The sequence below is a fragment of the Polaromonas sp. P4_F9 genome (assembly GCF_056401235.1).
The window spans coordinates 43,528-63,266 of record NZ_JBFUJT010000032.1; the positions used below are offsets into that span (position 1 = coordinate 43,528).

Here is a 19,739-nt window from a genome sequence, read left to right on the forward strand (position 1 = left end):
AAAGGACCCTCCATGCCTCAGTACACCCCACCCCTGCGCGACATGCAATTCGTCATGCACGAAGTGCTCAAGGTCACCGATGAGTTGAAGGTCTTGCCGCGGCATGCCGACATCGATGCCGACACCATCAATGCGGTGCTTGAAGAAGGCGGCAAGTTTGCGGCTGAAGTCACCTTCCCGCTCAATGTCAGCGGCGACCAGGAAGGCTGCAAGCTCGACAAGACCACCCATGAAGTCACACCGCCTAAAGGCTTCAAGGAAGCGTATGCGAAGTACGTGGAAGGCGGCTGGGCAGCGCTCAGCTGCGACCCCGAATACGGCGGCCAGGGCCTGCCCTTTGTCGTCAACCAGTGCTTTTACGAAATGCTGAACTCGGCCAACCAGGCCTGGACCATGTACCCCGGCCTGTCGCACGGCGCGTACGAAGCCCTGCATGCCCACGGCACGGAAGAGCAGAAAAAACTCTACCTGCCCAAGCTCACCAGCGGCGAATGGACCGGCACCATGTGCCTGACCGAGCCGCATTGCGGCACCGATCTGGGCCTGCTGCGCACCAGGGCCGAACCCCAGCCCGATGGCAGCTACAAGCTCACCGGCAACAAGATTTTCATCAGCGCCGGCGAACACGACATGACCAGCAACATCGTGCACCTGGTGCTGGCCCGCCTGCCCGATGCACCGCAGGGCAGCAAGGGCATCAGCCTGTTTGCCGTGCCCAAGTTCAACGTCAACCAGGACGGCTCGATCGGTTCGCGCAACGGCATTTACTGCGGCGGTATCGAGCACAAGATGGGCATCCACGGCAATTCCACCTGCCAGATGGTGCTGGAAGACGCCGTGGGCACCCTGGTGGGCGCACCCAACAAGGGCCTGGCCGCGATGTTCGTGATGATGAACGCCGCGCGCCTGGGCGTGGGCAACCAGTCGCTGGGGCTGACCGAAGTGGCGTACCAGAACGCCCTGGCCTATGCCAAAGACCGCATCCAGATGCGCTCGCTCTCCGGCGTGAAAGCCAAGGACAAACCGGCCGACCCCATCATCGTGCACCCCGACGTGCGCAAGATGCTGCTGACCGCCAAGGCCTATGCCGAAGGCGGCCGCGCCCTGGCCATTTATTGCACGCTGCTGCTCGACAAGGAGCTCCACCACCCCGACGAAAAGGTGCGCAAGGATTCCGGCGAAATCGTCGCGCTGCTCACACCCATCGTCAAGGCCTTCCTGACCGACAACGGCCACATCGCCACCAACGCCTGCATGCAGGTGTTCGGCGGCCACGGCTTCATCAAGGAATGGGGCATGGAGCAGTTTGTGCGAGACAACCGCATCAACATGATCTATGAGGGCACCAACACCGTCCAGTCGCTGGACCTGCTGGGCCGCAAGATACTGGGCAACAACGGCGCCACGCTGAAGAAATTCGGCAAGCTGATCGGCGCCTTGATCGAAGAAGAAGGCGTGAACGAGAAGATGGCCGAGTTCATCAACCCGCTGGCTTACCTGGCCGACCAGATGACCAAGTTCACGACCGAGCTGGGCTTCAAGGGTTTCCAGAACCCTGATGAAGTGGGCGCCGCGGCGGTCGATTACCTGCGCGTGGCCGGCCACCTGGTGTTCGGCTACTTCTGGGCCCGCATGGCGCAGGTCGCGCTGCGCGAGATTGCCGCCGCGCAATCACAAGGCAAGCCGACCGACAAGTTCTACGTGGCCAAGCTGCAGACCGCGCGCTTTTACTTCGCCAAACTCTTCCCCGAAACCGCGACGCTGATGCGCACCGCGCGTTCAGGCAGCCGGGCGCTGATGGACACCGATGAGGCGCTGGCTTGAACCATGCGGGGTCAGCCCCCACCCAGTCATCTCCGCTTTATCCCCTCGCCCTCTGGGAGAGGGTTAGGGTGAGGGCTCTCCGATAAAGGAATACAACATGCAAAAATTCACAGTCAAAAAAGTCGCCGTACTCGGCGCCGGTGTGATGGGCGCGCAGATCGCCGCCCATCTGGTCAATGTCAAGGTGCCTGTGGTGCTGTTTGACCTGCCCGCGAAAGAGGGCCAGAAAAATGGCATTGTCACCAAGGCGATCGAAGGCTTGAAAAAACTCAAGCCCGCGCCGCTGGGTGTGCCCGAGGACGCAGCGCTGATCCAGCAGGCCAACTACGAAGAGCATATGGATGTGCTGAAAGAGTGCGACCTCATCATCGAGGCCATCGCCGAGCGCATGGACTGGAAGACCGACCTGTACCACAAGATAGCCCCCTTCATTGCCGAAGGCGCAATCGTGGCCAGCAACACCTCGGGCCTGTCGATCACCAAACTCAGCGAGGCCCTGCCCGAATCGATCAAGCCGCGCTTTTGCGGCATCCATTTTTTCAACCCGCCGCGCTACATGACGCTGGTGGAGCTGATCAACACACCCACCACCGAGCCGAAAGTGCTCGACGACCTCGAAGCCTTTGCGGTCAGCGCGCTGGGCAGGGGCGTGATCCGCGCGCACGACACGCCCAACTTCATTGCCAACCGCGTCGGCATTGCCGGCATGCTGGCCACCATCAAGGAGGCCGAGACCTTCGGCCTGACGTATGACGTGGTCGATGACCTGACCGGCAAGAAGCTGGGCCGCGCCAGCTCCGGCACCTTCCGCACCGCTGACGTGGTGGGCCTGGACACCATGGCCCATGTCATCAGGACGCTGCAGGACAACCTCGGCCCTGTGGGTAGCTCAAGCAGCGGAAAAGTGGAAGACCCGTTTTCGAACATCTACGGCACGCCGCCGGTCCTGGCGAAACTGCTGGAATCCAAAAGCCTGGGCCAGAAAACCGGCGCCGGTTTTTACAAGAAGGTCGGCCGGGACATCTTGCGGCTCGACCCCGAGAGCATGGAGTACGTGGCCGCAGGCGCCAAGGCCAACGAGGTCGTCGGACGCATGTTGAAGAAGCCGGCCGGCGAGCGATTGAAGCTGCTGCGCGAGGCCGAGGGCGCCGAAGCGCGTTTCCTCTGGGCCATCTTGCGCGACCAGTTCCACTATGCCGCGGTACACCTGGAAAGCATTGCCGAAACCGCGCGCGACATAGACTTTGCGATGCGCTGGGGTTTTGGCGCGAAGCAAGGCCCGTTCGAGTTGTGGCAACAGGCCGGCTGGAAGCAGGTGGCCACCTGGATCCAGGAAGATATTGATGCGGGCAAGGCGTTGAGCAAAGCGCCGCTGCCCGACTGGGTGTTCAAGGGCCCGGTGGCCGACGCGGGTGGCGTGCACACCGCGGAAGGCTCGTGGAGTGCTTCGGCCAAAAAATTCATTCCCCGCCGCCAACTGCCCGTCTATGAGCGCCAGTATTTCCCCGAAGACGTACTCGGTGCCAACGCCCCGGCTTTCGAGACCGCTGGTACCACGCTGCATGAAGACGATGCCATTCGCCTCTGGACACTGGACGGCGCGAACGGAGAAAAAGGCGATGTGCTGATTGCCAGCATCAAGACCAAGATGCATGCCATCAGCCCCGATGTGGCGGAAGGCCTGGCGATGGGCGTGGACCTCGCCGAGAAAGGCTACAAGGGCATGGTCATCTGGTCCAACGACGAGATGTTCTCGGCAGGCGCCGATCTGCAGGCCATGCTGCCTGCCTTCATGATGGGTGGCGCCAGGGCAATTGAAGGCGCCGAGGCCGAGCTGCAGAACGTCATGCTCAAGCTGCGCTACGCGGCTGTGCCCGTCGTCTCGGCCATTCGTGGCCTGGCGCTGGGCGGCGGCTGCGAGATGGCGGTGTACTCGGCCAAGCGCGTCGCCGCGATGGAAAGCTACATCGGCCTGGTCGAAGTCGGTGTCGGCCTCGTGCCCGGTGCCGGCGGCCTGGCGTACATTGCGCGCCGTGCAGCGGAAAACGCCGCCACGTCCACCAACAAGGACATACTGCCTTTCCTGACGGAAGGCTTCACGGCCGCCGCCATGGCCAAGGTGGGCACCAGTGCGATTGAAAGCCGCAAGATCGGCTACTTGCTGGACAGCGACGTCATCGTGTCGAACAAGGACGAATTGCTGTTCGTCGCGCTGAACGAGGCACGCGCCCTGTTCAACTCGGGCTACCGCGCGCCGCACAGGCGGCCCTTCCCGGTCGTGGGCCGCAACGGCCTGGCCACCATCAAGGGCCAGCTGGTCAACATGCGCGACGGCGGCTTCATCAGCGCGCATGACTTTCACATCGCCAGCCTGATCGCCAACGTGGTGTGCGGCGGCGACGTGGATGCCGGTACGCTGGTGACGGAAGAGTATTTGATGACGCTGGAACGCAAGGCTTTCTGTTCGCTGCTCGAAAACCCGAAAACGCAGGAACGCATCATGGGCATGATGAGCACCGGCAAACCGGTGAGAAACTGATGAACACCCCCGTTGCGGACTCACTTCGTGTAGCCGCCTCCCCCCTTGCAGGGGGCAACACCAGCAGCCCGGCAGAGCCGGTTCTGCGGTGTTCGCTGGTGGGGAGAAAGTGATGATTGATTTGACGAAGATACCCCCCAACCGCCTGGAGCGCCAACTCGAGCGCCTGTCCGAGGTGCCGGCCTTTGCCCGCACCTGGTTTCGCAGCGTGATCCTGCGTCGCGCCGTGCCATTCACCGGTACGGCCGGGCTGGACTTTTTGCAGATGAGCAACAACCGGGTCGAAATCGGCATCCAGAACCAGAAGAAGGTGCAGAACCACATCGGCGGCGTGCATGCCTCGGCCATGAACCTGCTGGCGGAAACCGCCACCGGCATGGTGGTCGGCATGAACGTCCGAGATGACTGCGTCCCGCTGGCCAAGGAGCTGAAGATGGCGTTCAAAAAGCGCGCCACCGGCTCGTTGCGCGCCGTCGCCACGCTCACCGACGAGCAGCGAGCGGCCATGCAGGCCAGTGACAAGGGCGAAGTCAATGTGGCGGTCACGGTGACTGATGAAGCTGGCGTGAATCCGGTGGAATGCGAGTTTGTCTGGGCCTGGGTGCCGTCTGTGCGCTCGCAGCCCACGCCGGCACCCAAGGAGGCCACGGCCTGAACATCTCCCCGCATTGCTCCTTCCCCCGCTGGGGGAAGGCAGGGATGGGGGCTCTACGACATGCAAAACCAAGCCACCCTCAACGCCAGAAAGTTCGCCAGGTCGCTTCGCCGGGAAATGACCGACGGTGAGCGCCTGCTATGGCAGCGCTTGCGTGGCGAGCAACTGAGCGTCAAATTCAGGCGCCAGCATCCTGTCGGGTCCTACGTGGCGGATTTTGCGTGCCTTGCTCCCCAGCTGATTGTCGAGATAGACGGGTCGCAGCATATTGACCAGCAGGCCTATGACGCTAAGCGCGATGCTTATTTCAAGTCTCTCGGATTTGACGTGATGCGTTTTCCGGCAAATTTGCCGTTCTCCGATTTGCAATCGATGGTTCAGGCGATACACCACCGTTTGACCGAATTGGCCGCGGTCGCCCCCATCCCAACCTTCCCCCAGAGGGGGAAGGAGCCTGAGAATTCACCCGTAGCACCTCTTCCGCCTCGGGGTGTAGAGCCTGAAAATTTCCCCGCACCACTCCTTCCCCCGCTGGGGGAAGGCTGGGATGGGGGCTCTCCCGAACCCTTGCCCACAAGCCGCCCCTTTTAAAAGACCCCACAACTTTTTACAGATTCACCGAGAAAGAGTTCCCCATGAAACAAGTCCAGGAAGCCTACATCGTTGCCGCCACGCGCACGCCCATCGGCCGTTCGCACCGGGGGTTTTTCCGCAATACGCGTCCCGACGACCTGCTGGTCAAAGCGCTGCAGGCCGCGCTGGCCCAGGTGCCCACGCTGGACCCGAAGGCCATTGAAGACATCATCTGCGGCTGCGCGATTCCCGAAGGCCCGCAAGGCCTGAACATCGCCCGCATCGGTGCGGTGCTGGCGGGTTTGCCCACCAGCGTGGGCGGCATCACCGTCAACCGCTTTTGCGCCTCGGGCCTGTCCGCCGTGCAGATGGCGGCAGACCGCATCCGTGTCGGCGAAGCCGATGTGATGATTGCCGCCGGTACTGAAAGCATGAGCATGGTGCCCATGTCGGGCAACTCGCCGTCGCTGTCGCCGGAAATGTTTGCCAACGACGAGAACGTCGGCATCGCCTACGGCATGGGCCTGACGGCCGAAAAGGTTGCGCAGCAGTGGAAGGTCTCGCGTGATGCGCAGGACCAGTTCGCTTACGACTCCCACATGAAGGCGCTCAAGGCCCAGCAGGCCGGCGAGTTCACGAATGAAATCACGCCGGTGGAAGTGACCGACCGCAGCGCCAACCTGGAAACCGGCGAAGTCATCGCCACCACCCGCACCGTGAGCCTGGACGAAGGCGCACGCCCCGACACCACGGTGGAAGGCTTGGCCAAACTGAAGACTGTGTTTGCCGCGCGCGGCTCGGTCACGGCCGGCAACAGCTCGCAAACTTCCGACGGCGCCGGCGCGCTGATTCTGGCCAGCGGAAAAGCCGTCAAGGAATTCGGCCTGAAACCGCTGGCGCGTTTCGTCAGCTACGCCGCCAAGGGCGTACCGCCGCACATCATGGGCATAGGCCCGATCGAAGCCATTCCGGCAGCGCTGCGTTACGCCGGCCTGAAGCAGGACGACATCGACTGGTTCGAACTCAATGAAGCGTTTGCCGCGCAGTCGCTGGCGGTGATCAACACGCTGGGCCTGAACGCGGYCAAAGTCAACCCGATGGGCGGCGCGATTGCACTGGGCCACCCGCTGGGCGCCACGGGCGCGATTCGTGCAGCCACCGTGATTCACGCGTTGCAACGGCATCAGCTGAAGTACGGCATGGTGACCATGTGTGTCGGCATGGGGCAGGGCGCCGCCGGCATCTTCGAACGGGTGTAGCGGCTACTGCGCGGGCGCATTGCGTCGTTGCAGCCCAAAGAAAATCCTCACGACCCTTTAGGTCGCTCCGGTTTTCTTCGGGCCCCCGCGCCTAGCACTGCATCCCGCTCGCTACGCCGGGGGAGTGGCGGCTGTTGTGGACTAAACCGGCGAAGACCGGCGTGCAATTTTTTGGGGACAAGACATGCAAAAACAGATTCTCGACTCGGGCACCTCGCAGCTGTCGCTGCGTGTGTACGAGGCCAGCACGCCAGCCCGCGCCAGCGTCGTGATCGGCGGCGCGATGGGCGTGCGGCAGGACTACTACACGCCGTTTGCCGAATGGCTGTCCAGCCAGGGCTTTCGTGTCACCACCTTTGACTACCGCGGCTCGGGGGAGTCACTGCCTGATACCGCGGACGGCAGCCTGCGCGGCTTCAAGGCCGACCTGCTGGATTGGGCAAGCGACTACGAAGCCGTGGTGGACGCGGCCAAGTCCGCACTGCCCGACGCGCCGCTTTACCTGCTGGGCCACAGCCTTGGCGCGCAGCTGCCGGGCTTCCTGAAGAACCAGGGCCAGGTCGACGGGATGATCAGCATTGCGGCCGGCAGCGGCTACTGGCGCGACAACGCGCCGCAGCTCAGGCGCATGATTCTGTACTTCTGGTATGTGCTGGTGCCGCTGGCCACGTGCCTGTTCGGTTATTTCCCGGGACGCAAGCTCAAAAAAGTGGGTGACCTGCCGGCAGGCGTGATGTTGCAGTGGCGCAAGTGGTGCCTGGACCCGCAGTACAGCGTGGGCGCCGAGGGGGAGAGCGCGCGCCTGAGCTACGGGCGGGTCAGCTTCCCGGTGAAGGCCCTGTCCATCACCGACGACGAACTGATGACCTGGCGCGGCACGCAAAACCTGATCAACCTGTATGCCAATGCGCCGCGCAGCTTTGAGCGGATCGCGCCGGCCGACCTGCAGGTCAAGCGCATCGGCCATTTCGGGTTTTTCCGCGAACAGTTTGACCAGACCCTGTGGCCGCGCGCCCGGCAGATTCTGGACGGCATGGCGCGGGTGCCGGCTTAAATCTCGAAACGAATCCCCTGCGCCAGCGGCAGGCTGGAGCCGTAGTTGACCGTGTTGGTGGCGCGGCGCATATAGGCTTTCCACGAATCCGATCCCGACTCCCGGCCGCCGCCGGTTTCTTTCTCACCGCCAAACGCACCGCCGATTTCCGCGCCGCTGGTGCCGATGTTGACATTGGCGATGCCGCAGTCCGAGCCGCGCGCCGAGGTGAAGCGCTCGGCCTCGCGCAGGTCCTGGGTGAAGACGGCGGACGACAGGCCGTGCACCACGGCATTGTTCATGGCAATGGCTTCGTCGAAGTCGTCGTAAGGCACCACATACAGAATCGGCGCAAAGGTTTCGTGCAGCATCGGGCCGGCCTGCTCGGCCAGTTCCACGATGGCGGGCCGCACATAGTGGCCTGCACTACCACCAGCGCCTTCTTCGCGCTGGCCGAAGTGAACCTTGGCGCCCAGGCCCTTCGCGCTGGCCAGTGCGGTTTGCATGGCGTCGAAGGCGCGGCCGTCGATCAGCGGGCCGACCAGCGTGCCTTCCGTGAGCGGGTTGCCCACCGGCAGACGTGCGAACACCGATACCAGCCGCTCCACCAGCGCTGGGTAAACGGAGCGGTGCACGATCAGCCGGCGCAGGCTGGTGCAGCGCTGGCCGGCCGTGCCGGCGGCGGCAAATGCCGCGCCGCGCACCACCAGTTCCAGGTTGGCCGAGGGGCAGACAATGGCCGCGTTGTTGCCGCCCAGCTCGAGCAGCGCGCGCTTGAACTGCGCGGCGCAGGCCATGGCCACGTTCTTGCCCATCGCAGTGGAGCCGGTCGCGCTGACCAGCTTGACTTGCGGATGGTTGACCAGCGCTTCGCCGACAGGGCGCTCTCCGATCAGCAACTCGCTCAGGCCTTCGGTCTCCAGCCCCAGCTCCTTGGCCGCGCGCAGCAGCAGGCCATGGAGTGCGACGGCCGACAGCGGCGTTTTTTCGGAAGGCTTCCAGGCCAGCGTGTTGCCGCAGACCAGCGCCAGCGCGGCATTCCAGGCAAACACCGCCATCGGGAAATTGAAGGCCGAGATGATGCCGACCACGCCCACCGGATGCCAGGTCTCCAGCAGCTTGTGGTCGGGCCGCTCGCTGGCAATCGTCAGGCCGTAGAGCTGGCGCGACAGGCCGACCGCAAATTCGCAGATGTCGATCACTTCCTGCACTTCGCCCAGGCCCTCCTGCAGGATCTTGCCGGTCTCCAGCGAGATCAGCTGCCCGAGTTCTGGCTTGTGGCGCCGCACGGTTTCGCCGAAGGCGCGCACCAGTTCACCGCGCTTGGGTGCCGGCACATCGCGCCAGCTCAAAAACCGCTGGTGTGCGCGGTTCAGCGCGGCATCCACCTCGGCCGGGCTGGTGGTGGCGAGACGCGCCAGCCGGCTGCCGTCAATCGGGGTGTGAACCTCAAGGGTCGCGGACGCCTGGCTGTTCAGGTCGGCGCGGATGCCCAGGCTTTGCAGCAGGGACGAGATGTCGTTGGCGTGGCTCATGGTGAAGTCCTTTCGGGGAAATGTTGGCGTGATGATGGCGTATCGGCCGGGGCGGCAAGGCTGCGCAGCCCGCGGCCCAGGCGTTGCGCGCCTTGCAGCAGGGCGTCTGCACTGGGGTTGGCAAAACTCAGGCGCAGCCAGGGCTGTGCGGTGTTGTGAAGGCTGAAGGCGGCGCCTGGCACGGCCAGCACCTGGTGCTGCAGGCCAAAGTCCACCCACGCCTGCGAGGGCATCAGTGGCAGTGCGCTGGCAAGCCGGGCCCAGACAAACATGCCGCCCTGGGGCTCGCTGAATTCAAGCAGCCCGTCGCAATGCGCGTGCAGTGCAGCAGCCAGCGTGCGGGCCTTGACCGCATAGGCCTTGCGCAACGCGGCCAAGTGCTCATCCAGGCGGCTGGAGGCCAGCATCGCGGTCAGGGTCAGTTGCTCAAGCGAGCCGCTGTGCACATCGGCGGCCTGCTTGGCCAGCACGACGGCGCGCAGCACGTCCGGGGGCGCCATCAGCATGCCCAGGCGCAGGGCCGGGGCCACCACCTTGGAATAACTCGTCATGTAGGCCACCTGCGCATGTGATCCGGTTTGCTGGTTGATCTGCGCCAGCGAGGGCGGTGGCGCCGCGCCAAACCAGAGTTCACCATAAGGATCGTCCTCGATCAGTGTGACCTCGTGCCGTGCGGCAAGTTCCAGCAGGCGCACGCGCCGCGCCAGGGGCATCACGGCACCTGTCGGGTTGGCAAAGTTGGGAACCACATACAGCACGCGCGGCCGTGCGCTGGTCAAAACACTTTCGAGCCGCTCGACATCCAGCCCCTGGGCATCGGCAGGAACTTCCACCAGCTGCGCACCCGCAAAGCGGAAGGCCTGCAGGGCGGCCGGGTAGTTGAAGGACTCCACCGCCACGCCGGCGCCCGGCTCGACGAGAACCCGTGCCAGCAGGTCAATGGCCTGCTGCGAGCCGGTGGTGATCACCACATTCTCGGCCTGGGCCTGCAGGCCGCGTTGTTGCAGCAGCTCGGCGCTGGCCGCACGCAGCGCGGGCAGGCCCTCGGTGGCGCCGTATTGCAGGCTGTGCCCCTGCAGGCCGGAGGCCACGGCCAGCATGCATTCGCGCAGCCAGTCCGCCGGCAGCAGCGCGGGGTCGGGATGACCGCCTGCCAGCGAAATCATGCCGGGCTGTCCGGCCAGCGCCAGCATGGCACGAATCGGCGAACCGCTGGCCTGCGCGTAGAGCGGGCGGACCGGCGTTTGGCTCATGCGCGCGCCGCCGTCATGCCGAAAATGCCGGTGGCATTGCCGGCGTCAAAGGCCAGGTCCAGGCGGCCGCCTTGCGCCGGGTCATTGGCGGCAGGGCTGGCATGCAGCTCGGCGCGGGTGATGAATTCATAGAACGAACCCGGCACCGCGCGCGTGACCTGGCCGGCGGGTGTGAGGAATTCGCGCTGCACCGTCGCTGCGCGAAACGCCGTCTGGCGCACGCGGCCACTGGCCGAGACTTCGACCTTGTCTTTGATGGGGCGGCCCAGTTCGCGCTGGCGCTGGGCCACCGCATCGACATCGCCGACGCGGTCGGTCGCGTGGTTGAAGGCGTTGCCCTCGGTGGCGATCCAGGCCATTTCGGCGGACTCGGCCAGCAGCAGCTCATAGTCGTCCAGCGTAAACACGCCATGCTGGCGGTCAAAGCACTGGAGCATCACTGGCAGCAGCCGCAGCGCCTGTTGCAGCGGCAGCTTGCCGTCGCGCGCCAGTTGCTCCAGGTCCGCCACATCTTGCGGGCCCAGCGGATCGCGTGAGGTGGACAGCACCCGCGTGACGGCGGCCTGGAAGGGCACCGTGAACTGTTCGGGATGCAGTTCGGACACAAAAAACTGCGCGATCTCCTGCGGGAAATCCTGGTGGCACCAGGCGCGGCCGGTCATCTTCAGGCGCGGCAAGGGGTAGGTGTCTTGCAGCGTAAACCCCAGCGGGCGCAGCAGCCGCGTGAAGGCAGCTTCGCCCGGAGGCAGGGCGCCGCTGGGCCAGCGCACGGTGCGCAGCGCGCCGTGGTCAAAGACGACCTGGCGCTGTTGCCCGGCCACGTCGCTGGCCATGTACTCTTGCGCCGCCGGCACCCGCTGCACCAGGCCATGGAACAGGGCCATGTTCAGGGCCTGGGCCAGTTCGGCGCGCGTCACCGTGCCGGACACGCCGGACTGCAGGGCGGGATGGACGTACATCTGCTCATGGATGTGCTGCACGGCTTCGGACGGCAGGCAGCTCGCAAGCAGGGTCTGGAGGTTGGTCATTGCGTGGGTAATTTCAACGGGTAGAAGCCGGATTCTCGGGAAATCACGGCCGCTGCGCAAAGGATGTATTTCGATGCAGGCATGAGATATATTCATGCGATGCGCCGAAAAATCCCCTCCACCCAGGCCCTGCTGGCCTTTGAAGCGGCGGCGCACCGCGGCAGTTTCACGCTCGCGGGGCAGGACCTGTCGGTGAGCCAGAGTGCGGTCAGCCATCAGATCCTGGGGCTGGAGCAGGACCTTGATGTGAGCCTCTTTTTGCGCCTGCCGCGCCAGCTGGTGCTGACCGATGCCGGGCGCTCGCTGCTGTCGCGTGTCAGCCCGGCACTCGATGCGCTGGAGGCGGCGATGCTGGACCTGGCGTCTTCCAAGGGCGAGGGCGGTACGCTGGAGCTCGGCGTGGTGCCCACCTTCGCCACCAAGTGGCTGATTCCCCGCATGCCCACGTTCCTCAAGGCGCATCCACATGTGACGCTGAACCTGTCGACCCGGCTGCTGCCCTTTGATTTCTCGCTCACCGGCCTGGACGCCGCCATCCACTACGGCCGGCCCGACTGGCCCGGCACCGAGTCCGAGTACCTGATGGGTGAGGAAAGCGTGGTGGTGTGCAGCCCCGAGCTGATGAAAAAGCGCCAGCTGCGGCGCCCGGCCGACGTGCTGAAGTTCACGCTGATCCACCAGAGCACGCGGCCGCACGCCTGGCGCGACTGGCTGCAGCTGGCCGGCATTGACGACGCGCAGGGCGCCAGCACCGGCCCGAAGTACGAGCTGTTTTCGATGATCGCCCAGGCCGTCAAGGCCGGGCTGGGGGTGGCGGTGCTGCCGCGCTTTTTGGTGGCCGACGAGATTGCCGACGGCACCCTGGCCGTGCCGTTTGACCTGTCATTGAGTTCCGACTTTGCCTACTACCTGGTGTGGCCCACGCAAAAGGCCAGCTGGCGGCCCTTGCTGCAGCTGCGCGAATGGCTGCGCGAGCAGGCGGCACCTCCGGCGTCCTCGGTGTAAGGGGGCTCAGGCGCTGTCGGTGGGCGCCAGGCTTTGCGCCGGCCGGCGCAGCGTGCTGTCAAAAGGGTTGAGCTGCGCGCCGATGGCCGTGGCCTCGCGCTTGAGCAGTTCCACCACCGTCGGCAGGCGGTCGGGGCTGAGCCGCGACGAGATCGTGCCGACGCTCAGCGCCGCCACGGCGCGGCCTTCACGGTCCAGCACCGGCACGCCGACGCCGGCCATGCCATCGAGCAAACCGGTGTTGCGCCCGGCATAGCCCGTCTGGCGCACCCGTTCGATTTCGGTCCGCAGGTAGACCTCGTCATACACGCCGTACTCGCGCATGCGCGGCAGGTTGTAGCGAATCACCTCTTCCCGCTCGGACTCCGGCAAAAAGGCCAGGATGGCCAGGCTGCCCTGGCCCATGCCCAGCGCCACCCGGCCGCCGATGTCGCCGGTGAAGGAGCGGATCGGGAAGGGGCCTTCGCTGCGGTCCAGGCACACCGCGTCAAAGCCGCTGCGCACCAGCAAAAAGATGGTGTCGCCCAGGCTGGCGCACAGCCGCAGCATGGACGGGCGGCACAGCGCGCGCAAGTCCATCGAGTTGCCGGCCTGTGCGGCCAGCGCAAAAAAATCAATGCTCAGGCGGTAGAGCTTGGACGCGGCGTCCTGCTCCACGACGTGCTCGGCCACCAGGCTTTGCAGCAGGCGGTGGGTGGTGGCCTGCGTCAACCCCGTGGCCTTGGCAATGTGCGTGATGCGCCCGCCCTTGGCCTGGGTGGTGGCGAGAGCCCGCAGGATGGCAAAAGCGCGTTGCACGCTGCTGGAGGCGCTGTCGTCCTCTTTTGAATTTTCTTTCATGGCATCTCTTTCATCGGAATGAATTTCATCAATATCTTATAGAAATTCCGTTAAATGGAATAAATTAAATAAATATCTCTATATACGGAATAACCTATTGACGATTTTTTATGAGATGCCCTAGCATGAATGTCATCAAGGTGTCTCAAAACAATCTTGATGCGGCCTTCAGGCAGCCGGTTGCGGCGCTGATGCTTCTGCGAATTTCCCCTGTGCATGCCTTCCTTGTTTGTGTGTTTGTGCCTTGTTTGTGAGGTGTTCCTGATGTCTTTTCTGACCCTGGCGAATGTGAACAAGTCCTATGGCGCCACGCACGCCGTGATCGACATGAACCTGTCGGTGGAGAAGGGCGAATTTGTCTCGCTGCTCGGGCCTTCGGGCTGCGGTAAGACCACGACGCTGCAAATGATTGCCGGTTTTGCCGACGTCACCGCCGGCCGCATCACGCTCGATGGCCGTGACATCACCCACGCCAAACCGAACACGCGCGGCCTGGGCATCGTGTTCCAGAGCTATGCGCTGTTCCCCCACATGAGCGTGCACGACAACGTGAGCTTTGGCCTGGAGATGCGGCGTATGCCCAAAAACGAGCGCGCCGAACGCGTCAAGGCCGCGCTGGCGCTGGTGCACCTGGAGGCGCACGCCACGCGTTACCCGCGCGAGCTTTCTGGCGGCCAGCGCCAGCGGGTGGCCCTGGCCCGCGCCCTGGTCATCGAGCCGCCGGTGCTGTTGCTCGACGAGCCGCTGTCCAACCTCGACGCCAAGCTGCGCGAGGAAATGCAGTTCGAGTTGCGGCAGATCCAGCGCAAGGTGGGCACCACCACCGTGATGGTCACGCACGACCAGACCGAGGCCATGTCCATCAGCGACCGCGTGGTGGTGATGGAGGCCGGCCGCGTCACGCAAATCGACCAGCCGCACCGCCTGTACGAACACCCGCAAACACGTTTCATCTCCAGCTTTGTCGGCAAGGCCAACCTGCTGGAAGGCCGCGTCATCGCCACCGGCGCCTGGGCCACGGTGGACCTGGGCACGGCGTCGCTGGAGGTCAATGCGCCCGGGGCCGCCGCGGGCGACGCCGTGGTGCTCAGCCTGCGGCCCGAAAAAATCCGCCTCGTGCCCGAGACCCAGGGCCGCCTCGCGGGCACCGTCTGCGAGCGCTTTTTCCTGGGCAGCCAGTGGCTCTACCAGGTAGACACCGCCGCCGGCGAGCTGGTGGTGGTTTGCCCCAATGACGGCGAAGTGCCTGCCGAAGAAGGCCAGCGCGTAGGCCTCGACTGGCCGGCCGGCCAGGTGCGCCTGTTGCCCGGCGCGCTGCATCTGCCGCGCGAGCCGCAGCGCGTGCTGGAGGCGGTGGCATGAACGCGGCGACCCGTTTTCATTCCCTCTCCCCCTGGGAGAGGGTTAGGGTGAGGGTGTTCGCGCAGGCCGCTGGCCTTATAGCCGCCCAGGCCCTCACCCCTGCCCTCTCCCGGAGGGAGAGGGAGCAACACGGGGGCAAGCAGTGAACGCAACAACCATGGTGGGAGCTGCACCAAATGTTTCGCGGCCCTCGGCGGCCCGCGCACCATGGCTGCTGTCGGCGCCGGCCTTTGTGCTGTTTGCCTGCCTGCTGCTGGTGCCCCTGGCGCTCACGGCCGTGCTGTCCTTCCAGGTGTTCGACCACGCCACCGGCGTCAAAAACAGCTTCACGCTGGCGCATTACGCCGCGGTGCTCACAGACGACTACTACCACCGCATTTTCTGGCGCACCTTCTGGGTCTCCGCGCTCACCACGCTGATCTGCGTGCTCGTCGGCGCGCCCGAGGCCTATGTGCTCAGCCGCATGCGCAACCCGTGGCGCTCTGTGCTGCTGCTGGTGGTGCTGGCGCCGCTGCTGGTGTCGGTGGTGGTGCGCGCTTTTGGCTGGAGCATGCTGCTCGGGCCCGAGGGCGTGGTGAACCAGGCCGTGCGCGCCATGGGCCTGCCGCCCATGCGCATCCTCTACACCGAAGCCGCCGTGGTCATTGCGCTGGTGCATGTGATGCTGCCCTTCATGGTGATCCCGGTCTGGACCTCGCTGCAAAAGCTCGACCCCGGCGTGGAAGATGCCGCGCTGTCGCTCAAGGCCTCGCATTTCACCACCGTGCGCCGCATTATTTTTCCGCAGGTTCTGCCCGGCGTTCTCTCGGGCAGCCTGATCGTCTTCGGCCTGAGCGCCAGCGCCTTTGCCATTCCCGGCCTGCTGGGCGGGCGGCGCCTGAAGATGGTGGCCACCGTGGTGTACGACGAATACCTGCACGAGCTCAACTGGCCGCTGGGCGCGGCCATTGCGCTCACGCTGCTGCTGGCCAACCTGGTGCTGATGCTCAGCTACAACCGGGTGCTGGAGCGCTCCTACAAAAAATCAATGGGCTAAGCGGGTCTGCACCATGCCTACTTCAATCCGATACGTTGTTGCCCCGCCTTGCCGTGCTACAGCACTGTCTGCGGCGCAGCGCCTGGTCTCGCATTGAAGTAAACATGGAATAACAAGGCTACACACCATGTCAAAAAACGGTCCCATCGCACTCATCTTCAACGCCCTCGTCATCGCTTTCATGATGGCGCCGCTCGTCATCGTTTGCGTGGTGGCCTTCACGCCCGAGAACACGCTGACCATTCCGACCACGCATTTTTCGCTGCGCTGGTTCAAGGCGGTGTTTGCCCATGCCGACTTTGTGCAGTCCTTCAAGAACAGCCTGTGGCTGGCCTTCCTGTCGGCCACGCTGGCCACGGTGCTGGCCGTGCCGGCGGGGCTGGCCATTGCGCGCCACAGCTTCCCGGGGCGCGATTTCCTCAACGGCCTGTTTCTCTCGCCACTGATCATTCCGCACCTGGTGCTGGGCGTGGCGCTGCTGCGCACCTTTTCGCTGATTGGCGCCACCGGCAGCTTCTTCTGGCTGGCGCTGGCCCACGTGGTCGTCATCACGCCGTATGCGCTGCGCCTGGTGCTGGCGTCAGTCGAGGGCGGCGACCGCAGCGCGGAGCAGGCCGCCCTGTCGCTGGGCGCCAGCCAGGCCACGGTGTTCCGGCGCATCACGCTGCCGATGATTTTGCCCGGCGTGACGGGCGGCTGGCTGCTCGCCTTCATCAACAGCTTTGACGAAGTGACCATGTCGATCTTCGTCACCGCGCCCTCCACCGTGACGCTGCCGGTGCGCATGTACATGTATGCGACCGAGTCGATTGACCCGCTGATGGCGGCGGTCTCGGCGCTCATGGTGGCGCTGACGGCCGTCGCCATGCTGGTGCTGGACCGCGTGTACGGCCTCGACAAGATTCTGGTGGGGCACAAATGACCCTGCCCACTGAAACTGAAACACCCCGTTCCCCAGGAAACACCGTGGCTCTTCTTCAACGTGTGGCCGAAACCGGCCGTACCCCGGTGGGCTTTGTGCTCAACGGCCAGGCACGGATCGCCCTGGCCGGCGACACCGTGCTGACCGCGGTGCTCACCCACACGGCGCAGCTGCGCCACAGCGAATTCAGCGGCGAGCCGCGCGCCGGTTTTTGCATGATGGGCGCCTGCCAGGACTGCTGGATCACCACCGAGTCGGGCCAGCGCCTGCGCGCCTGCGGCACGTTCATTGAAGAGGGCATGCGCCTGGTCACCGGCGTGGAGGGGCACGAATGACAAAAGCCCTGCAACCCGTCATTGTGGGGGCCGGCCCGGCCGGCGTGCGCGCGGCGCAAACGCTGGTCGCGCACGGCGTGCGGCCGGTGGTCATTGACGAAGCACCGCGCTGGGGTGGGCAGATTTACCGCCAGCCGCCGCCCGGCTTCACCCGCTCCAAACGCACGCTGTATGGCTTTGAAGCCGGCCGTGCCGAGGCGCTGCACAGCGCCATGGCCAACATTCTGGACCGCGTCGACTACCGGCCCGAGACGCTGGTCTGGAGCGCCGAAGGTGGCCGGCTTGATTTGCTTTGCCGCGGCCGCATGGGCACGCTGCCCTATGGCCAGCTGATCGTGGCCACCGGCGCGACCGATCGCGTGTTGCCGTTTCCCGGCTGGACATTGCCCGGCGTCTACACCCTGGGCGCCGCGCAGGTGGCGCTGAAGTACCAGGGCTGCGCCATCGGTGCGCGCGTGGTCATCGCCGGCACCGGGCCCCTGCTTTATCTGGTGGCCTACCAGTATGCGAAAGCAGGCGCCAAGGTGGTTGCCGTGCTGGACACCGCCAGTTTCAAAGACAAGGCGCTGGCGGCACCGGCCATGCTGCGCCAGGCCGCCGTGTTTGCCAAGGGCGTGTATTACCTGGGCTGGTTGCGCGCGCACGGCGTGCCGGTGCACCAGGGCGTGCGGCTGGTGCGCGCCACGGGCGAGGCGCAAGTCACGGCCATGCGCTGGCGCGCTGGCGCCACCGAGCGCGAAGTGGCCTGCGATGCCGTGGCCTTTGGCTATGCGCTGCGCTCCGAAACCCAGCTGGCCGACCTGCTGGGCTGCCGTTTCAGCTACAACGCATTGCAGCGCGCCGCGCTGCCCGAACGCGACGGGGCAGGGCGCTCCAGCGTGCCGGGCGTGTACCTCGCGGGCGATGGGGCCGGCATCATGGGCGCCGACGCGGCCGAGTGGGCAGGCGAGCGGGCGGCGCAGGCGCTGCTGGCCGATGCCGGCAAGGCCGTGGACGCCGCACGCGCCTCTGAACTGGAAGCGAAGCTGGCGCGCACGGCGGCCTTTCGCGTCGGGCTGGAGCGCGCCTTCCCCTTCCCGCAAGACTGGGCCGCCAGCGCACCTGACGAGCTGGTGATTTGCCGCTGCGAAGAAATCACCGCGGGTGAATTGCGCCAATGCGCCCACGACACCGGCGCACGCGAGATGAACCGCCTCAAGGCGCTGACGCGCGTGGGCATGGGGCGCTGCCAAGGCCGCACCTGCGGCGTGGCGGCGGCGGAAATCCTGGCGCAGGCCTGCGCTGCCGCACCCGATGCGGTGGGCCGGCTGCGCGGCCAGGCGCCCATCAAGCCGCTGCCGTTTGCGGCGATGGCCCGGGTGAACGGGGAGGCCGCATGATGGAACGCATCTCTGCCGACGTCGCCATCATTGGCGGCGGCATCATGGGCTCCTCGGCCGCGCTGTTCCTGCGGCGCATGGGCCTGTCGGTGGTCCTGCTGGAGCGCGACCTCTGCGGCTCCCGCTCCAGCGGCGTGAACTATGGCGGCGTGCGGCGCCAGGGGCGGCCAGCCAGCCAGTTGCCGCTGTCGCAACGCGCGCAGGGCCTGTGGGCGCAGTTGCCGCAACTCATCGGCATCGACGGCGAATACCTGCGCTCCGGCCACCTCAAAATTGCACGCAGCGAAGCCGAACTGGCCGCGCTGGAAAGCTACCGCGAGCGCACGCAGGGCTTCGGCATGGACCTGCAAATCCTTTCGGCGCGGGCCCTGCGCGAGCGCTGCCCCTGGCTGGGCCGGGCGGCCGTGGGCGCGTCGCTGTGCCCGGATGACGGGCAGGCCAACCCGCGCCTGGTGTCGCCGGCCTTTGCGCTGGCCGCGCGGCGGCTGGGCGCGGATGTGCGCGAGCAGACACGCATCGATGAAGCGGCACACGACGGCACGGCGTTTGTGCTGCGCTCGGGCAATGCGCTGGAAGTGCGCGCCAGGCATTTGCTCAACTGCGCGGGCGCCTGGGCCGGCACCATCGCGGCGCAGTTTGGCGATGCGGTACCCATGGAGTCGGGCCACCCCGAGATGGCGGTGACCGAACCCCTGCCGGCGTTCCTGAACTTCAGCCTGGGCGTGGAAGGCGGCGGCGTCTATGCGCGGCAGGTGGCGCGCGGCAATTGCGTCATTGGCGGCGGCCGGGGTTATGCGCTGGACGACCAGCGCGCCCGCGCCCAGCGCAGCGGCATTGCCGCCCTGATGCAGCAGACCATCGACTTGCTGCCGGCCCTGCGCAACGCCCACATCATCCGCACCTGGAGCGGCACCGAAGGCTACCTGCCCGACCGCCAGCCGGTGCTGGGCCCCAGCGCCACCACACCCGGCCTGATTCATGCATTCGGTTTTGCCGGTGGTGGCTTCCAGTTGGGCCCCGCGGTCGGCGCCGTGCTGGCCGACCTGGTGCGTGACGGCCGGACCGCCACACCGATTGAGGCATTTTCTGTTTCGCGCTTTTCCGAAAGCCCGCGTGTGGCAACCACCGGGCCTGTTCCTTCCGCCGTTGTCTAACCCCTCG

18 protein-coding genes are annotated in these 19,739 nt (G+C 65.5%); 14 read left to right on the forward strand and 4 right to left on the reverse strand.

Annotated elements, in window-relative coordinates; all coding sequences use genetic code 11:
- The first annotated feature begins 12 nt into the window (after window positions 1-12).
- The 6 genes from AC1DUB_RS22730 (at window position 13) to AC1DUB_RS22755 (ending at window position 7,904) form a co-directional block, all read left to right on the forward strand.
- Entirely contained in the window at window positions 13-1,824 is a 1,812-nt protein-coding gene (locus AC1DUB_RS22730) for an acyl-CoA dehydrogenase C-terminal domain-containing protein (RefSeq protein WP_477731435.1), read from the forward strand.
- A gap of 97 nt (window positions 1,825-1,921) precedes the next feature.
- Entirely contained in the window at window positions 1,922-4,363 is a 2,442-nt protein-coding gene (locus AC1DUB_RS22735) for a 3-hydroxyacyl-CoA dehydrogenase/enoyl-CoA hydratase family protein (protein ID WP_477731436.1), read from the forward strand.
- Between the two features lie 112 nt (window positions 4,364-4,475).
- On the forward strand, window positions 4,476-5,018 hold the full coding sequence (locus tag AC1DUB_RS22740; RefSeq protein WP_477731437.1) for a DUF4442 domain-containing protein: 543 nt from the start codon (window positions 4,476-4,478) through the stop codon (window positions 5,016-5,018).
- Window positions 5,019-5,078: 60 nt separating this feature from the next.
- Complete coding sequence (locus AC1DUB_RS22745; protein WP_477731438.1) at window positions 5,079-5,609, forward strand: endonuclease domain-containing protein; 531 nt, start codon at window positions 5,079-5,081, stop codon at window positions 5,607-5,609.
- A gap of 44 nt (window positions 5,610-5,653) precedes the next feature.
- Window positions 5,654-6,850: an acetyl-CoA C-acyltransferase gene (locus AC1DUB_RS22750; RefSeq protein WP_477731439.1), complete on the forward strand. Its 1,197-nt coding sequence runs from the start codon at window positions 5,654-5,656 to the stop codon at window positions 6,848-6,850.
- 184 nt (window positions 6,851-7,034) lie between these two features.
- Complete coding sequence (locus tag AC1DUB_RS22755) at window positions 7,035-7,904, forward strand: alpha/beta hydrolase family protein (protein ID WP_477731440.1); 870 nt, start codon at window positions 7,035-7,037, stop codon at window positions 7,902-7,904.
- Here the strand turns inward: AC1DUB_RS22755 and amaB are convergent.
- The 3 genes from amaB to AC1DUB_RS22770 are packed head-to-tail and all read right to left on the reverse strand — an operon-like array spanning window position 7,901 to window position 11,699.
- The gene (gene amaB, locus AC1DUB_RS22760; protein ID WP_477731441.1) at window positions 7,901-9,418 is read right to left on the reverse strand and encodes an L-piperidine-6-carboxylate dehydrogenase; all 1,518 of its coding nucleotides are present in this window, start codon (window positions 9,416-9,418) and stop codon (window positions 7,901-7,903) included. The two genes, AC1DUB_RS22755 and amaB, sit on opposite strands and share 4 nt — an antisense overlap.
- A complete protein-coding gene (locus AC1DUB_RS22765) occupies window positions 9,415-10,671 on the reverse strand; it encodes an aminotransferase-like domain-containing protein (protein WP_477731442.1) in 1,257 nt (418 codons plus the stop codon). The genes amaB and AC1DUB_RS22765 overlap by 4 nt, the downstream gene beginning before the upstream one ends.
- Entirely contained in the window at window positions 10,668-11,699 is a 1,032-nt protein-coding gene (locus AC1DUB_RS22770; protein ID WP_477731443.1) for a 2-oxoadipate dioxygenase/decarboxylase family protein, read from the reverse strand. Before AC1DUB_RS22770 ends, AC1DUB_RS22765 begins: the two co-directional genes overlap by 4 nt.
- Window positions 11,700-11,780: 81 nt before the next feature.
- On the opposite strand from AC1DUB_RS22770, the gene AC1DUB_RS22775 reads away from it, so the two are divergent.
- Window positions 11,781-12,704 carry a LysR family transcriptional regulator gene (locus AC1DUB_RS22775; RefSeq protein ID WP_477731444.1) on the forward strand — a complete coding sequence of 308 codons (924 nt, stop codon included), beginning with the start codon at window positions 11,781-11,783 and terminating at the stop codon, window positions 12,702-12,704.
- 6 nt (window positions 12,705-12,710) lie between these two features.
- Here the strand turns inward: AC1DUB_RS22775 and AC1DUB_RS22780 are convergent, their stop codons facing one another.
- Window positions 12,711-13,544, reverse strand: a complete 834-nt coding sequence (locus AC1DUB_RS22780; protein ID WP_477731445.1) for an IclR family transcriptional regulator — start codon at window positions 13,542-13,544, stop codon at window positions 12,711-12,713.
- Window positions 13,545-13,669: 125 nt separating this feature from the next.
- On the opposite strand from AC1DUB_RS22780, the gene AC1DUB_RS22785 reads away from it, so the two are divergent.
- The 7 genes from AC1DUB_RS22785 (at window position 13,670) to AC1DUB_RS22815 (ending at window position 19,732) form a co-directional block, all read left to right on the forward strand.
- Entirely contained in the window at window positions 13,670-13,798 is a 129-nt protein-coding gene (locus AC1DUB_RS22785; RefSeq protein WP_477731446.1) for a hypothetical protein, read from the forward strand.
- A gap of 10 nt (window positions 13,799-13,808) precedes the next feature.
- Window positions 13,809-14,906, forward strand: coding sequence for an ABC transporter ATP-binding protein (locus AC1DUB_RS22790; RefSeq protein ID WP_477731447.1), 1,098 nt, complete (start codon window positions 13,809-13,811; stop codon window positions 14,904-14,906).
- A 157-nt stretch (window positions 14,907-15,063) separates the two neighbouring features.
- The gene (locus tag AC1DUB_RS22795) at window positions 15,064-15,942 is read left to right on the forward strand and encodes an ABC transporter permease (RefSeq protein WP_011484830.1); all 879 of its coding nucleotides are present in this window, start codon (window positions 15,064-15,066) and stop codon (window positions 15,940-15,942) included.
- Between the two features lie 127 nt (window positions 15,943-16,069).
- A complete protein-coding gene (locus tag AC1DUB_RS22800; protein ID WP_011484829.1) occupies window positions 16,070-16,864 on the forward strand; it encodes an ABC transporter permease in 795 nt (264 codons plus the stop codon).
- On the forward strand, window positions 16,861-17,199 hold the full coding sequence (locus AC1DUB_RS22805) for a (2Fe-2S)-binding protein (protein WP_477731448.1): 339 nt from the start codon (window positions 16,861-16,863) through the stop codon (window positions 17,197-17,199). Before AC1DUB_RS22800 ends, AC1DUB_RS22805 begins: the two co-directional genes overlap by 4 nt.
- The gene (locus tag AC1DUB_RS22810; protein WP_477731449.1) at window positions 17,196-18,578 is read left to right on the forward strand and encodes an FAD/NAD(P)-dependent oxidoreductase; all 1,383 of its coding nucleotides are present in this window, start codon (window positions 17,196-17,198) and stop codon (window positions 18,576-18,578) included. Before AC1DUB_RS22805 ends, AC1DUB_RS22810 begins: the two co-directional genes overlap by 4 nt.
- A complete protein-coding gene (locus tag AC1DUB_RS22815) occupies window positions 18,575-19,732 on the forward strand; it encodes an NAD(P)/FAD-dependent oxidoreductase (protein WP_477731450.1) in 1,158 nt (385 codons plus the stop codon). Before AC1DUB_RS22810 ends, AC1DUB_RS22815 begins: the two co-directional genes overlap by 4 nt.
- Window positions 19,733-19,739: the final 7 nt, after the last annotated feature.

Bases quoted from the DNA above. Each gene is read 5' to 3' on its own strand.
- AC1DUB_RS22730 (WP_477731435.1), top strand. From the start codon at position 13: ATGCCTCAGTACACCCCACCCCTGCGCGACATGCAATTCGTCATGCAC.
- AC1DUB_RS22735 (WP_477731436.1), top strand. From the start codon at position 1,922: ATGCAAAAATTCACAGTCAAAAAAGTCGCCGTACTCGGCGCCGGTGTG.
- AC1DUB_RS22740 (WP_477731437.1), top strand. From the start codon at position 4,476: ATGATTGATTTGACGAAGATACCCCCCAACCGCCTGGAGCGCCAACTC.
- AC1DUB_RS22745 (WP_477731438.1), top strand. From the start codon at position 5,079: ATGCAAAACCAAGCCACCCTCAACGCCAGAAAGTTCGCCAGGTCGCTT.
- AC1DUB_RS22755 (WP_477731440.1), top strand. From the start codon at position 7,035: ATGCAAAAACAGATTCTCGACTCGGGCACCTCGCAGCTGTCGCTGCGT.
- amaB (WP_477731441.1), bottom strand. From the start codon at position 9,418: ATGAGCCACGCCAACGACATCTCGTCCCTGCTGCAAAGCCTGGGCATC.
- AC1DUB_RS22765 (WP_477731442.1), bottom strand. From the start codon at position 10,671: ATGAGCCAAACGCCGGTCCGCCCGCTCTACGCGCAGGCCAGCGGTTCG.
- AC1DUB_RS22770 (WP_477731443.1), bottom strand. From the start codon at position 11,699: ATGACCAACCTCCAGACCCTGCTTGCGAGCTGCCTGCCGTCCGAAGCC.
- AC1DUB_RS22775 (WP_477731444.1), top strand. From the start codon at position 11,781: ATGAGATATATTCATGCGATGCGCCGAAAAATCCCCTCCACCCAGGCC.
- AC1DUB_RS22780 (WP_477731445.1), bottom strand. From the start codon at position 13,544: ATGAAAGAAAATTCAAAAGAGGACGACAGCGCCTCCAGCAGCGTGCAA.
- AC1DUB_RS22785 (WP_477731446.1), top strand. From the start codon at position 13,670: ATGAATGTCATCAAGGTGTCTCAAAACAATCTTGATGCGGCCTTCAGG.
- AC1DUB_RS22790 (WP_477731447.1), top strand. From the start codon at position 13,809: ATGTCTTTTCTGACCCTGGCGAATGTGAACAAGTCCTATGGCGCCACG.
- AC1DUB_RS22795 (WP_011484830.1), top strand. From the start codon at position 15,064: ATGGTGGGAGCTGCACCAAATGTTTCGCGGCCCTCGGCGGCCCGCGCA.
- AC1DUB_RS22800 (WP_011484829.1), top strand. From the start codon at position 16,070: ATGTCAAAAAACGGTCCCATCGCACTCATCTTCAACGCCCTCGTCATC.
- AC1DUB_RS22805 (WP_477731448.1), top strand. From the start codon at position 16,861: ATGACCCTGCCCACTGAAACTGAAACACCCCGTTCCCCAGGAAACACC.
- AC1DUB_RS22810 (WP_477731449.1), top strand. From the start codon at position 17,196: ATGACAAAAGCCCTGCAACCCGTCATTGTGGGGGCCGGCCCGGCCGGC.
- AC1DUB_RS22815 (WP_477731450.1), top strand. From the start codon at position 18,575: ATGATGGAACGCATCTCTGCCGACGTCGCCATCATTGGCGGCGGCATC.